The organism is Thermohalobaculum sp. (genome assembly GCF_058622915.1).
The window spans coordinates 18,468-31,390 of record NZ_JBZSYN010000002.1; the positions used below are offsets into that span (position 1 = coordinate 18,468).

The window sequence follows — 12,923 nt, forward strand, 5'->3', positions numbered from 1 at the left end:
CCGGCCGGCGGATTATGTCGGGAAAAGCGGAGCCCGGTGAGCGCGATCGGGCCGGTGGCCAGGCGAGGGAGGCAGACGAATGCGTCGATGGTCGGGAGCGGTGATGCTTGCCGCGGGGCTGTTGCCGGCCGTGCCGGGCGGCGCGGCTGCGGCCGGGGCGGTGGACAACCTGATCGCCGTGTGCTCGGACCCCAAGACGCCGCCGCACGACGCCCTACAGGCCTGCAAGAAGGTGGCCGAGCAGGGCCGGCTGGACGCCAAGCGCCAGGCGCTGGCCTGGATGAACGCCGGCATCGCGGCCTATGGGCTGAAGCTGTACGACCAGGCGGCGCAGGCGCAGAGCAAGGCGATCGAGGCCGATCCGGGGCTGGCCGCGGCGTTCGAGAACCGGGCGCTGGCCTATGCCAAGCTGGGCCAGGTGGACAAGGCGCTGTCGGACTATGCCGCGGCGCTCGGGCTCGATCCCAAGAGCGCCCGGACCTATCTGGGGCGCGGCAACCTGCGGCTGTCGCTGGACCAGCCCGAGCAGGCGCTGGCCGACTTCGACCGCGCGGTGCAGCTGGCGCCCGACCTGTCCGCGGCGCACTACAACCGCGGCGTGGCGCTGATGCGGCTGGGCCGGCCCGCCAAGGCCGAGAAGGCGTTCTCGGCGGTGATCGGCATGAACCCGCGCGATGCCGGGGCCTGGCTGAGCCGCGGCCAGGCGCGCGCGGCGCAGGACAAGCAGGACGCGCTCAACGACTTCGGTCGCGCCATCGATCTGAGGCCCGATTGGGGCGAGGCGTGGTATGCGCGCGGGCGCTACCTCGACAGGCAGGGCAAGACCGAGGCGGCCAATTCCGACCTGTTGCGGGCCTGGCGGCTGGGCTATTCCGACCCCTGGCTGATCGAGCGGGTGCGCAAGATCTCGGGGCAGTGAGGCGCTAGCCGCCGCCCAAAAGCCGCGGCAGCGTGAGCGAGATCGCCGGGAAGGCGATCAGGATGGCCAGCCGGATGATGTCGGTCACGACGAAGGGCAGCACGCCGGTGATCACGTCCCTGAGCGCGAGGTCCTCGGCCGAGGCGCGCACCACGAACAGGTTCATGCCCACGGGGGGCGAGATCAGCCCGGTCTCGACGGTGACCACGGCGATGACGCCGAACCAGACCGGGTCGAAGCCCGCATCGGTGACCAGCGGGTAGAACACCGGCACCGTGAGCAGGATCATGGCCAGGCTCTCCATGAAGCAGCCGAGCACGACGTAGAAGGCGACGATGGCGAGCAGGAGCTGCATCGGCGACCAGCCGGCGGCGCGGATCATGTCGGCCATGGCGAACGAGATCTGGCTGACCGAGAGCAGATAGCCGAACACCTCGGCCCCGATCAGGATGACGAAGATCATCGCCGAGATGCGCACCGTCTCGGCCAGCGCCGCGCGCAGCTCAGCCCAGCCCAGGCCGCGCCACAGCGCGAAGGCGAGCGCCATCGCGGCGCCGGCGCCGCCGGCCTCGGTCGGCGTGAAGACGCCGCCGTAGAGCCCGCCCATGACCAGGCCGAACAGCACCGCCACCGGCACGAAGCGGCGGATGGCCAGGCCGAGCGGGCCCGGGTCGGCGTTGGCGTGCTCGCCCAGCGGGCGCCACACCCGGGCCATCACCGCGACGCATATGGCGTAGAGGCAGTAGGCCAGCAGCCCCGGCAGGAAGCCGGCGAGGAACAGATCGCCCACCGACTGCTCGGTGATCAGCGCGTAGAGCAGGAGTGCAATCGAGGGCGGGATCATGATGCCGAGCGTGCCGCCCGCGGCCAGCGAGCCGGCGGCAAGGCGGGGGTCGTAGCCCTGGGCGCGCATCTCGGGATAGGCCACGCGGGTCATGGTCGAGGCGGTGGCGAGCGAGGAGCCCGAGACCGCGGAGAAGGCGGCCGAGGCGGTGACGCCGGCGAGCGCCAGCCCGCCCTGCCAGCCATGGGTGAAGCGGCGCGCGGCGAGGAAGAGGTCGCGCGACAGCCCCGCCCGGCTGACCAGCGAGCCCATCAGCAAAAACAGCGGCACCAGCGTGAACGAGTAGGTGGTGGCGGTGTCGAAGGCGCCGTGCTGCAGCACCGTCAGCGCCGGGCCCAGGCCGACGATGGCGGCGAAGCCGGCGAAGCCGACGCCGATCATGGCGATGCCCACCGGGCAGCCCAGCGCCAGGAGCGCCAGGAGCGCGGCGATGGCGACGAAGCCGGTCTGCTGCGGGCTCACCGCGGCCTCCGGCGCAGCGCGAGCCACAGCCCGGTTAGGCAGAGCACGCCGGCGGCGAGGCCGGCGAAGCCGGTCAGCGGCCACATCGGCAGCTCCATGTCCTGGGTCAGGTCGCCGCGGCCGGCCTCGAGCGAGGCCTCGGCGATCAGGAGCCAGGCGGCGGCGCCGCCGAACGCGGCGATGGCGAGGTGCCACAGCCGCTCCAGCGCGCCGCGCAGGGGCCGGGGCAGGCACTCGATGAGCAGGTCGACGCGCACCATGCCGGCCTCGGCGGCGCGCGGCAGCGCGGCGAAGATCAGCACCATCAGCGCGTAGCGGCTGAGCTCGATGGCGCCGGGGATCATCAGGTCGATGGCGTGGCCGCTGGCGTCGAACAGCGAGCGCGCGGCGATGTTGACGGCGACCACGCCCAGAAGCACCGCCAGCGCCGCCGAGGCGACGGCATCGCACACGCGGAGCAGACGCGACATCAGGCGCCGCGCGCAGCCATATGCCCCGGCGCAGCCGGCGGGACGCCCGAGGGCCTTAGCGTCCCGGCCGCCCCCGGAGCCCGGGCCGCGCTCACCCCTTCAGCTCGGCCCGGCAATCGCTGACGTATCCCTTGAACTTGTCGTAGGTCCGGGTGCCCGGCAGGCCCTTGGAGTCGAGCTGGTTGAGATACCACTTGGTGATCCGGTCGGCGGCTGCCTGCCACTTGGACAGCTCGTCGCCCTCGATCTTGTGCAGCGTGCCGGTCTTGAGCGCGATCGCCTTGCCCGCGATGTCGCCCTTGTCGAAGCCCTTGCCGGCGCGGATGGCCCATTTCAGCCCGCTGTTGTCGTCGATCACCTTCTTCAGGTCCGGCGGGAGACGCTGGTAGTCGGCCTTGTTCATGGTGAGCACGAAGGCCAGCGAGTAGAAGCCGAACTCGGTATGCTGGTCGGAGACCTCGTAGGTGCGGAAGCCCTTCACCGCCTCCCAGGGCAGCATGTAGCCATCGATGGTGCCGCGCTGCATGGCCTCGTAGATCGCGGGCGCGGGCATGCCGACCGGCTGGGCGCCCAGGTCCTCGAGCAGCTTGCCGATCACCGGGGTGGGCCGGCGGATCTTCAGGCCCTTGAGGTCGGCCAGCGTGGTCACCGCCTTGCCGCGCGTGTGCAGGTGGCCGGGGCCGTGGGTGTGCACGAACAGCACGTGGGTGTCGTTGTACTCCGCCTTGAGCACGCCCGAATCGTAGAGCTTCTGGAAGGCGCAGGAGCCGACCTCGGCGGTCTTGAACAGGCCGGGCAGCTCGACCACCTCGCTGAGCGGGAAGCGCCCCGCCGTGTAGCCCTGCACGGTCCAGGCGATGTCGGCCACGCCGGTGCGCGCGTTGTCATAGCCCTGCGGCGCCTTGCCCAGCGTCTGCGCCGGGTAGATGGTGACGTGGATGCGCCCGCCGGACTCCTTCTCCACCGCCTTCGCCCATGAGGTGAAGAACTGCTGCTGCCAGCTCGAGGCCGGCATGAAATGGGCGAGGTTGAGGTTGACTTCGGCAGCCTGCGCGGGCGCGCAGAGCGCGAGGCCAAGGGCCGCGGCAGCGACGAAGGCGCGTAACATTGGGTGTCCCTCCCCTGGGAGCGTGGCGCATTGCGCCATCTTGAAGCACCCGGGTGGGACGAAATCAAGCGCTGTGCGCGCCGCCCCCCGCTCAGGGCAGCCGCCGCTTGTAGCCGCAGCTTCTCACATGCGCCACGTAGTCGGGGGTGAGCGCGCCGCGGCCGTGGGCGAGCTGGTGCAGGTTCAGATCGCCGCCGAAGTTGAACTCCATCAGCGTCGGCCCCTCGCGGGCGAGCGCGACGTCCCAGGACTGGGTGCGCACGCGCGGGAAGACGCTGGCGGCCTCGGCGGCCAGCGCGAAGACCCGCTCCCAGTGCGGCACGGTCGTGCCGACCAGCCGCGTAAGCCGGCCGTCCTCGGGGTCGGCGGGCGGGTGGCCATCGGGACGGCTGACGATGACGCGGGTGATCTCGCCATTTGTGTGGTCGACGGCGCCCAGCGCGTTGCCGGGGCGCCAGAAGTTGTCGGCGATGTTGTCGCTGCTGGGAACCTTGATCACCGCCGAGGCGACCTGCGGCCGGTCGGACAGCAGAACGAGGACGCGGACCGAGGCGATCGCCTCGCCCGTGACCTCGGCCAGCGCGGGCTCGGGAGCGAGCGTGCGCTGGATCAGGTAGCCCGAGTCCGAGCTGTCGACCATGTACTGGTACAGCTCGGCGAGCGGCGTGTCGGCATGGCCCTCGAGCCGGGCGGTGCCGTCGTGGAAGCCCAGGATCTTCAGGCTGCCGATGCTGTAGATCCCGTCGACGGGCTTGGCGAAGAGCGGGAAGTCGTCGCGGCCCGCCAGCAGCTCGCCCAGCTCCTCGCGGCTCGAGACGGTGGCGGGGAACCCGTGCCGCGGCGCCCTGGCCAGGAGGGCGATGGTTTCGGGCACCGGCAGGCCGGCGCCCTGCATGATGGTGTAGAACAGCGCCTTGTCGTGCGAGGCGGCGAACCAGCCCGTGTCGTTGCACGCCATGTGCAGAGGGCGCTGGCCCTTCTTGCCGACGAAAAGACGGCAGTCGGCGGCGCTAACCTCGGGACGGTAGAGCCGGTAGTAGAAAAACTCGTCCACCGTCAGCCCGTAGGGGCTGCGGATGGCGGCGATCAGCTTGCCGATCCAGGCCGGGCTGCCCGCGGCAGCGTTGGCCTCGCGGAAATGGGTGGCCATGTCCACCTTCGGGGGCCGGTCGAGACGCGTGCGCGCCGCGCGGTCGCCGGCTGCGTCGAGGGTCTGGATCATGCCTGCCCGGTCCTCCTTGCCCCGTTGCCTGTCATTTTACAGCCAGATAAGCACAGCACCGCGGCGCTGTATAGCGGCTCGGGCTTTCGCCCGGCGGCCGCGCCGCCTACATGCCGCAGCGGGCGGTATGCTGGACGAGGGCCGAGGATCATGGAGATGAGCGCGACGGCGCCGCTGCGACTGGTCATCTTCGATGTCGACGGCACGCTGGTCGACAGCCGGCGCTCGATCCTGGGCGCGATGCGCGGGGCCTTCGCCGCAGCCGGCCTGCCGGCGCCCGACGACGCCGCGACGCTGGGCATCGTCGGCCTGTCGCTGGCCGAGGCCATGGAGGCGCTGGTGCCCGGACTGTCCGCGGCCGAGCGCGACCGGCTGGTGGCGCTGTACAAGCAAAGCTTCGCTGCGCTGCGCGCCGAGCGCCGGGCCGAGGCGGAGGCGCCGCTCTATCCCGGGGCGCGGCGGGCGCTGACGCGGCTGGAGGCGGCGGGCTACCTGCTTTCGGTCGCCACCGGCAAGGGGCGGCGCGGGCTGGCGCGCGTGCTGCAGAGCCACCGCCTGGAGGCGCTGTTCGTGGGCGCCCAGACCGCGGACGACGCGCCCTCGAAGCCGCATCCGGCGATGGTGCTGAACTGCCTCGCCGCCACCGGGGTCGAGGCGGCCCGCGCTGCGATGGTGGGCGATTCCACCTTCGACATGGAGATGGCGCGGGCTGCGGGGGTGCGCGCGCTCGGCGTCGGCTGGGGCTTCCAGCCCCCCGAGCGGCTGGTCGCGGCCGGGGCCGAGCGTGTGGTCGAGGATTTCGACGCGCTCGTGGCCGCGCTGGCCGAGTTGCTGGAGGCGGCATGAGGCGGTTCTGGACGGCGGCGCGGCTGGAGCCGGTGGAGGGCGGCCATGCGCTGCATCTCGATCACCGGCCGGTACGCACGCCCGCGGGGGCGGCCTGCGTGCTGCCGACCCGCGCGCTGGCCGAGGCGGTGGCCGCCGAGTGGCAGGCGCAGGAGGGCGAGGTCAACCCGCTGGCCATGCCGCTGACGCGCGCGGCCAACGCCGCGATCGACCGCGTCGCGCCCGATCCGGGGCCGGTGGCCGAGACCGTCGCGGCCTATGGCGCGAACGATCTGGTGTGCTATCGCGCGCCGCATCCCGAGGGGCTGAAAGAGCGCGAGGCCGAGGCCTGGGACCCGCTGGTCGACTGGGCCGCCGAGGCACTGGGGGCGCCGCTGATCATGGTCGAGGGCGTGATGCATGTCGCCCAGCCGCCGCACGCGCTGGCCCGGCTGGGCGAGGCGGTGCGCGGCCACGGCGCCTGGGAGCTGACGGCGCTGCACGAGCTGGTGACGCTGTCGGGCTCGCTGGTGATCGGGCTGGCGGTCAGCCGCGGGCGCATCGGCGCCGAGGCGGGCTGGGCGGCGAGCCGGATCGACGAGCAGTGGAACATCGAGGAATGGGGCGAGGACGCCGAGGCCGCCGCCGCCGCCGAGCGCCGGCGGCGGGATTTCCTCGACGCGGCGCGGCTGATTGAGCTGGTGTGCGCGCGCGGGTGAGCGGCGCCAGAGAGCCGCGTGCCCGGGCCAGGCGGGCCGCAGCCGATCCAGGCGCGGGCCTGTGCCGGAACGCGCCGGCGCGTGCGTTTAACCATGAAACGGCGGTCCGATTGGCTCGCCGAGCTGAAACCCGGCAAGTCCGGAAGGAGACCCCATGCACAGACGGCACGTCATTCGGCTTGTCTCGGTGGGCGCAGCGGTGGTGCTGGGCCTGGGCCTGAGCGGCTGCGCCGCGGACTACTACGGCGGCGGCTACGGCGGGTATTACGGAGGGGGCGGCTATTACGGCGCGCCCTATTACGACTACTATTATTATCCCGGAGCGGATGTCTACTTCCTTCCACGGGACAGGTATTACTATTACCGCGACAACGGCCGGTGGATCCGGTCGCGCTCGCTGCCGCGAGGCTACCACCTGGACGAGCACAACAGACGGCGCCTGCACACCACGGATCCGCACCCGTGGGAGCAGACCCAGAATCAACAGCGCAGCTACGACCGCCAGCGCAGCCAGAGCGACCAGCGCCAATGGCAGCAGAACCAGGATCAGCAGCGCAGCTATGACCGCCAGCGCAGCCAGAGCGACCAGCGCCAATGGCAGCAGAACCAGGATCAGCAGCGCAGCTACGACCGCCAGCGCAGCCAGAGCGACCAGCGCCAGTGGCAGCAGAACCGCTCCCAGGAAAGCGCCCGCGCGCAGGGCCAGAACACGCAGTGGCAGCGCCCCAAGACCCAGGGCGGTCAGGACCGCAGCAAGCAGAACGCGCAGGATCAGCAGCAAAACGGCAAATACGGCGATCGGCGCCAGCCGCCGCCGGGACAGCCGTGGCTGCCGCAGACCGACCAGACGCCTCAGTGACGCGTCAGTGATCGTCCCCCGCCGGGTGCGCTCCGTCGTCCCGGCGGGCTCCGCCCTAGCCGCGCGGTCGGCGGCGGCGCCGGCCGCCCTCCTCGCCGCCTGAGGGCGCGAAGGAGATGCGCGGGATCGTCACCTGGGTCTCGAGGTTGGGATAGCCCGCGGTCTTGTGCGGGATGGCGATGGCGCTGACAAAGTGCTCCTGGAAGCGGGGCTCGACCGCCGTCTCGACCTTCTCGATCTGGCGCACCACGCGCTCGATCTCGCGCCGCGCGCCGACATTGACCAGCGCGATGCGCGCTCCCGTTCCGGCGGCGTTGCCGGCCGAGGAGACCTTCTCGATCGGGCAGTCGGGGATCATGCCCAGGGTCATGGCATGCAAGGGCGAGATATGCGCGCCGAAGGCGCCCGCGAGCACAACCCGGTCCACCGTCTCGATGCCCATCTTGTCCATCAGGAGCCGGGCGCCCGAATAGAGCGCCGCCTTGGCCAGCTGGATGTTGCGCACGTCGTTCTGCGTCACCGTGATCAGCGGCCCGCCCTCGGGCCGTCCGTCGTGCAGGACATAGGCCCAGGTGCGGCCGTCCTCGACGATGCGCTCCGAGCCGACCGCCTCGCGGCTGCCGATGGCGCCGTCCTCGTCGACGATGCCGGCCAGCCGCATCTCGGCGATCACCTCGATGATGCCCGAGCCGCAGATGCCGGTGACGCCGCCGCGGCCCACGGCCTCGGCGAAGCCGGCGTCGTCGGACCACAACTCGCTGCCGATCACCCGGAAGCGCGGCTCCTTGGTCTGGGGGTCGATGCGCACGCGCTCGATGGCGCCCGGGGCGGCGCGCTGGCCCGAGGAGATTTGCGCGCCCTCGAAGGCCGGGCCGGTGGGCGAGGAGCAGGCCAGCACCTTGTGGCGGTTGCCCAGCACGATCTCGGCATTGGTGCCGACATCGACCACCAGCATCATCTCGTCCTGCACGTGCGGGCCCTCGCTCAGCACCACGGCGGCGCAATCGGCGCCGACATGCCCGGCGATGCAGGGCAGCACATAGAGCCGCCCGTTGGGGTGCATGGCGACCTCGATCTCGCTGGCCCACAGCGTAATGGAGTCCGAGGTGGCCAGCGCGAAGGGCGCCCAGCCCAGTTCGGTCGGGTCGAAGCCCATCATGAGGTGGTGCATCACCGGGTTGCCGACGAACACGCCCTCGACGATGTCGGCGACGGCGACGCCGGCCTCCTCGGCCACCTGGATGATCAGGGTGTTCAGCGCGCCGCGCACGGCCTTGGTCATCTCGGCCGCGCCGCCCGGGTTCATCATGGCGTAGGAGACCCGGCTCATCAGGTCCTCGCCGAAGCGGATCTGCGGGTTCATGATGCCGGCCGAGGCCAGCACCTCGCCCGAGACCAGGTCGCACAGATGGCAGGCGATGGTGGTCGAGCCGACATCGACGGCGACACCGCAGATCGGCCCTTCATGGAAGCCGGGCCAGATCTGGATGATGCGGCCGGTGGAGCGGCCCTGGCCGGTGTGCACCGCCACGGTGACCTTCCACTGGCCGTCGCGCAGCGTCTTTTGCAGCATGCGCGTGGTGCGCAGGTCGGAGATGATGCCGGTGATGCCCCACTGCTCGTCGAGCGCCTGCAGGAGCCGCTCGAGATCGCCCTTGGGATTGTGCATGTCGGGCTCGGCGACCTCGACGTAGTGCAGCTTGGTGGCGGGGTCCATCACCACCTTGCGCGCCTCGGCGCGCTTGCGGACCACCTGCTTGTGCACCTGGCTCTCGGGCGGCACGTCGATCACCACGTCGCCCTGGATGGTGGCCTGGCAGCCGAGCCGGCGGCCCGGGGCCAGCCCGCGCTTGGTGTTGTAGCGGTCCTCGACCTTGTTCCAGGCGCTGAGCGCGTCCTCGCGCACATGCACGCCGTGCTTGGGGAACTCGCCGTAGGAGGGGGTGACCTGGCATTTCGAGCAGATGCCGCGGCCGCCGCAGACCGAGTCGAGGTCGACGCCCAACTGGCGCGCGGCGGTCAGCACCGGCGTGCCGGGCGCGAAGCGGCCGCGCTTGCCCGAGGGGGTGAAGATAACGAGCGGGTCGGTCGTCTTGTCGTCCATGCCTGCCTCCGGGCCGCGCAGCACATCTATGTTAGAAGGCGGCCGGAGGAAAGGGATTGCCCGAAGGCGGCATCGCGTGTCGAGGAGGCGTCAGCGCGGCGCCGCCGCGCCACGCCAGAGCCCGCAGGCGCGCGCTCAGGCGAGGCCGACGGGCAGTTCGGTGGTCGCCTTGATCTCCTCCATGACGAAGCTGGCGGAAATGTCGGCGAGCGGCACGCGGCGGATCAGGCGCTGGTAGAGCCGGTCATAGGCGCGCACGTCGGCCACGCGCGCCGTCAGCAGGTAGTCGAGGTCGCCGGTGACCCGGTAGGCGCCCATGATCTCGGGCAGGCCGGCCACGGCGCGGGTGAACTGCTCGAGCCACTGAGGCTCGTGCCGGTCGGTGCGCACCGAGATGAACACCATCAGCGGCAGGCCCAGCGCCTCCGGGTCGGCCAGCGCCACGCGGCCGCGGATGATGCCGGTCTCCTCGAGCCGGCGCACGCGGCGCCAGCAGGCGTTGCGCGACAGGCCGACGCGGGCACCGAGCTCCTCGACCCCGAGGCCGGCGTCGCGCTGGAGCTCCCTGAGCAGGAGGCGGTCGATGTCGTCGATGTCCATGGCCGGGAGAGAATGCGGGAAAATTTCCCGATATAGAAGTCAAATCTTGCAAATACGGGAACATTTCCCGCGCGCGTCGTGGCATCAATCCCCCAAGACAACGACAGCCGGGAGGCCGCCATGATCGCCAACGTCAAGACACTGTTCCTCGCCCATCCGCGCACGGTGGACGAGAGTTATTTCGAGCACATGGCCTTTGCCGGGCGCTTCTCGGCCCGGCTCATGCTGGCCGCCGGCGCGGCGCTGGTGCACGCCGTGCTGCCGTTCCTTTTCGAGCGCACGGCGAGCCGGATGGTGGCCGAGCTCTACGCCCGCACCCACAACCGCGGCCGCTAGCGCAGGGGGCACGGCCGCGCGCCCCCGCGCGGGGGGGCGCTCAGGCCCCGAGCTGCCGCGCCAGGTTCGCCGCCACCCGGTCGAGGAAGCCGGTGGTGGTCTCCCACTTCTGGTCGGGGCCGACCAGGAGCGCGAGGTCCTTGGTCATGTGGCCCGATTCCACGGTGCCGACGGTGGCGCGCTCCAGCGTCTCGGCGAAGTCCCTGAGCGCGTCGTTGCCGTCGAGCTTGGCGCGGTGCTCCAGCCCGCGGGTCCAGGCGAAGATCGAGGCGATGGAGTTGGTCGAGGTCTCCTTGCCCTGCTGGTGCATGCGGAAGTGCCGCGTCACCGTGCCGTGCGCGGCCTCGGCCTCGACCACCTCGCCGTCCGGCGTCATCAGCACCGAGGTCATCAGGCCGAGCGAGCCGTAGCCCTGGGCCACGGTGTCGGACTGCACGTCGCCGTCGTAGTTCTTGCACGCCCAGACATAGCCGCCCGACCACTTGAGCGCGCAGGCCACCATGTCGTCGATCAGGCGGTGCTCGTAGGTGAGGCCGGCGCGCTCGAACTTGCCCTTGAACTCGGCCTCGAAGACCTCCTCGAACAGGTCCTTGAAGCGGCCGTCATAGGCCTTGAGAATGGTGTTCTTGGTCGACATGTAGAGCGGCCAGCCCATCATCAGGGCGTAGTTCATCGAGGCGCGGGCGAAGTCGCGGATCGACTCGTCGTAGTTGAACATGGCCATGGTCACGCCGGCGCCGGGGGCCTGGGTGACCTCGCGCTCGATCACCTTGCCGTCCTTGCCCTCGAAGCGGATGGTGATGGTGCCCGGGCCGGGGAAGCGGAAGTCGGTGGCGCGGTACTGGTCGCCGAAGGCGTGGCGGCCGACCACGATGGGCCTGGTCCAGCCGGGCACCAGCCGGGGCACGTTCTTGCAGATGATCGGCTGGCGGAAGATCACGCCGCCCAGGATGTTGCGGATGGTGCCGTTGGGGGAGCGCCACATCTGCTTGAGGCCGAACTCCTTCACGCGCGCCTCGTCGGGGGTGATGGTGGCGCACTTGACACCGACGCCGTGCTCGCGGATGGCGTGGGCGGCGTCGACGGTGATCTGGTCGTCGGTGCGGTCGCGCTCCTGGATCGAGAGGTCGAAATACTTCAGGTCGATGTCGAGATAGGGGTGGATCAGCTTCTCCTTGATGTAGGCCCAGATGATCCGGGTCATCTCGTCGCCGTCGAGCTCGACGATCGGGTTCTCCACCTTGATCTTCGCCATGTGTCTCTCTCCACCGAGGCTGCGCTGGGTGCGGAATCGCGGCGGACAATAGCGGCGCCGCGCGCGGGCGGCAATGTGGGTGGGTGGTGCCGCCGCCGGGGCGCAGGGCGCGGGCCCCGGAATTGCCCAGGTCGGGGCCGGGATTGGGGCCAAAGAGAGGTGTCCACGTGTGGACACTATGTTAAGCCGTTGGAATCATTGTAGTTGCGATGTGGACGGTTTTTATGGTTAAGGAAGGCTTGATGCCGCGGATCGAGGCGGGACGGGCGGCAGCGATGGCGGGGGCAGGGCCGCGAGGGAGGCACGCGTGACGGGACTGCGGGGCAGGGCGCGACGGCTGGGGCTGGGGCTGGCGACGCTGGCGGGGCGGCCGCGCGGGTTCTTCTCGCCCTACCGCTATGCGGCGACCGTCGCGCCGCCCGGGCCCTATCCGGCGATCGAGGCGGCGTTGCGGGCGGCCGAGCCCGCCTTCGCCGGGGTGCTCGACGAGATCGAGGCGCACGCGCCCAGGCTGGCGGGCTTCGACGGCCCGCCGCCCGAGCCGCGCTGGGGGCAGTCGTGGTTTCCCCGGCTCGACGGTGCGGCGGCCTATGTGCTGGCGCGCCGCGCGCGGCGCATCGTCGAGGTGGGCTCGGGCCACTCTACCCGCTTCCTGGCGCGGGCGGCGCGCGACGGGGGCAGGGGCACGCGGATCACCTGCATCGACCCGGCGCCGCGCGCGGCGCTGGCGGGGCTGGAGGTCGAGTGGCGCGCGCGTGTGCTGGGGCCCGAGGACGTGGGCCTGTTCGAGGCGCTGGGCGAGGGCGATATCGCCTTCTTCGATTCCTCGCACCTTTTGTGGCCGGGCTCGGACGTGGACACGATCCTGAACCGGATCCTGCCGGTGCTGCGCGCGGGCGTGCTGGCGCATGTGCATGACGTCACGCTGCCCGACCCCTATCCGGCGGGCTGGGCCTGGCGCGGCTATACCGAGCAGCACGCGCTGGCCGGGTGGTTCCTGGGCGGCGCCTACCAGCCGGTGTTCGCCAGTCAGTATGCGGTGAGCCGCATGGGCGCGGCGCGCCGTCCGGGCGTGGCGGAACTGCCGCTGGTCGCGGGCGCCGTCGAGACCAGCCTTTGGCTGAGGCGCACCTGACGCCCGTGCCAACGTTGCGCGCTGCCGCGCGTCGGCTTAGAGGGCGCGGCGAGGAGGTGCCATGA

Annotated in this window: 13 protein-coding genes; 6 read left to right on the forward strand and 7 right to left on the reverse strand. The window is 71.1% G+C overall.

Annotation, left to right across the window (positions count from 1 at the left end):
* The first annotated feature begins 79 nt into the window (after positions 1 to 79).
* Complete coding sequence (locus AC32QD_RS00235) at positions 80 to 919, forward strand: tetratricopeptide repeat protein (protein WP_492008463.1); 840 nt, start codon at positions 80 to 82, stop codon at positions 917 to 919.
* A gap of 4 nt (positions 920 to 923) precedes the next feature.
* On the opposite strand, the gene AC32QD_RS00240 is transcribed toward AC32QD_RS00235, so the two are convergent.
* From AC32QD_RS00240 to AC32QD_RS00255, 4 genes are all read right to left on the reverse strand, one after another.
* Positions 924 to 2,225, reverse strand: coding sequence for a TRAP transporter large permease (locus tag AC32QD_RS00240; RefSeq protein WP_492008464.1), 1,302 nt, complete (start codon positions 2,223 to 2,225; stop codon positions 924 to 926).
* Positions 2,222 to 2,695 (reverse strand): TRAP transporter small permease, encoded by a 474-nt coding sequence (locus tag AC32QD_RS00245; RefSeq protein WP_492008465.1) that lies wholly within the window; start codon positions 2,693 to 2,695, stop codon positions 2,222 to 2,224. Before AC32QD_RS00245 ends, AC32QD_RS00240 begins: the two co-directional genes overlap by 4 nt.
* A gap of 91 nt (positions 2,696 to 2,786) precedes the next feature.
* Positions 2,787 to 3,803 carry a TRAP transporter substrate-binding protein gene (locus AC32QD_RS00250; RefSeq protein ID WP_492008466.1) on the reverse strand — a complete coding sequence of 339 codons (1,017 nt, stop codon included), beginning with the start codon at positions 3,801 to 3,803 and terminating at the stop codon, positions 2,787 to 2,789.
* A gap of 91 nt (positions 3,804 to 3,894) precedes the next feature.
* A complete protein-coding gene (locus tag AC32QD_RS00255) occupies positions 3,895 to 5,025 on the reverse strand; it encodes a sugar-transfer associated ATP-grasp domain-containing protein (protein ID WP_492008467.1) in 1,131 nt (376 codons plus the stop codon).
* Positions 5,026 to 5,181: 156 nt separating this feature from the next.
* Between AC32QD_RS00255 and AC32QD_RS00260 the strand changes: the two genes are divergently transcribed.
* The 3 genes from AC32QD_RS00260 to AC32QD_RS00270 all read left to right on the forward strand — a co-directional run bounded on the left by AC32QD_RS00260 (position 5,182) and on the right by AC32QD_RS00270 (position 7,428).
* Positions 5,182 to 5,871: an HAD-IA family hydrolase gene (locus tag AC32QD_RS00260; protein WP_492008468.1), complete on the forward strand. Its 690-nt coding sequence runs from the start codon at positions 5,182 to 5,184 to the stop codon at positions 5,869 to 5,871.
* The gene (locus tag AC32QD_RS00265; RefSeq protein ID WP_492008469.1) at positions 5,868 to 6,569 is read left to right on the forward strand and encodes an ATP12 family chaperone protein; all 702 of its coding nucleotides are present in this window, start codon (positions 5,868 to 5,870) and stop codon (positions 6,567 to 6,569) included. The genes AC32QD_RS00260 and AC32QD_RS00265 overlap by 4 nt, the downstream gene beginning before the upstream one ends.
* Positions 6,570 to 6,723: 154 nt before the next feature.
* Entirely contained in the window at positions 6,724 to 7,428 is a 705-nt protein-coding gene (locus AC32QD_RS00270) for a hypothetical protein (RefSeq protein WP_492008470.1), read from the forward strand.
* A 55-nt stretch (positions 7,429 to 7,483) separates the two neighbouring features.
* Here AC32QD_RS00270 and AC32QD_RS00275 read toward each other — a convergent pair whose 3' ends face one another.
* Positions 7,484 to 9,532 (reverse strand): ASKHA domain-containing protein, encoded by a 2,049-nt coding sequence (locus AC32QD_RS00275; RefSeq protein ID WP_492008471.1) that lies wholly within the window; start codon positions 9,530 to 9,532, stop codon positions 7,484 to 7,486.
* A gap of 135 nt (positions 9,533 to 9,667) precedes the next feature.
* Entirely contained in the window at positions 9,668 to 10,132 is a 465-nt protein-coding gene (locus AC32QD_RS00280; protein WP_492008472.1) for an Lrp/AsnC family transcriptional regulator, read from the reverse strand.
* 120 nt (positions 10,133 to 10,252) lie between these two features.
* On the opposite strand from AC32QD_RS00280, the gene AC32QD_RS00285 reads away from it, so the two are divergent.
* Complete coding sequence (locus AC32QD_RS00285) at positions 10,253 to 10,468, forward strand: DUF6356 family protein (RefSeq protein ID WP_492008473.1); 216 nt, start codon at positions 10,253 to 10,255, stop codon at positions 10,466 to 10,468.
* A gap of 40 nt (positions 10,469 to 10,508) precedes the next feature.
* Here the strand turns inward: AC32QD_RS00285 and AC32QD_RS00290 are convergent, their stop codons facing one another.
* The gene (locus AC32QD_RS00290) at positions 10,509 to 11,723 is read right to left on the reverse strand and encodes an NADP-dependent isocitrate dehydrogenase (RefSeq protein WP_492008474.1); all 1,215 of its coding nucleotides are present in this window, start codon (positions 11,721 to 11,723) and stop codon (positions 10,509 to 10,511) included.
* 307 nt (positions 11,724 to 12,030) lie between these two features.
* Between AC32QD_RS00290 and AC32QD_RS00295 the strand changes: the two genes are divergently transcribed.
* On the forward strand, positions 12,031 to 12,858 hold the full coding sequence (locus AC32QD_RS00295; protein ID WP_492008475.1) for a class I SAM-dependent methyltransferase: 828 nt from the start codon (positions 12,031 to 12,033) through the stop codon (positions 12,856 to 12,858).
* The last annotated feature ends 65 nt before the right edge of the window (positions 12,859 to 12,923 follow it).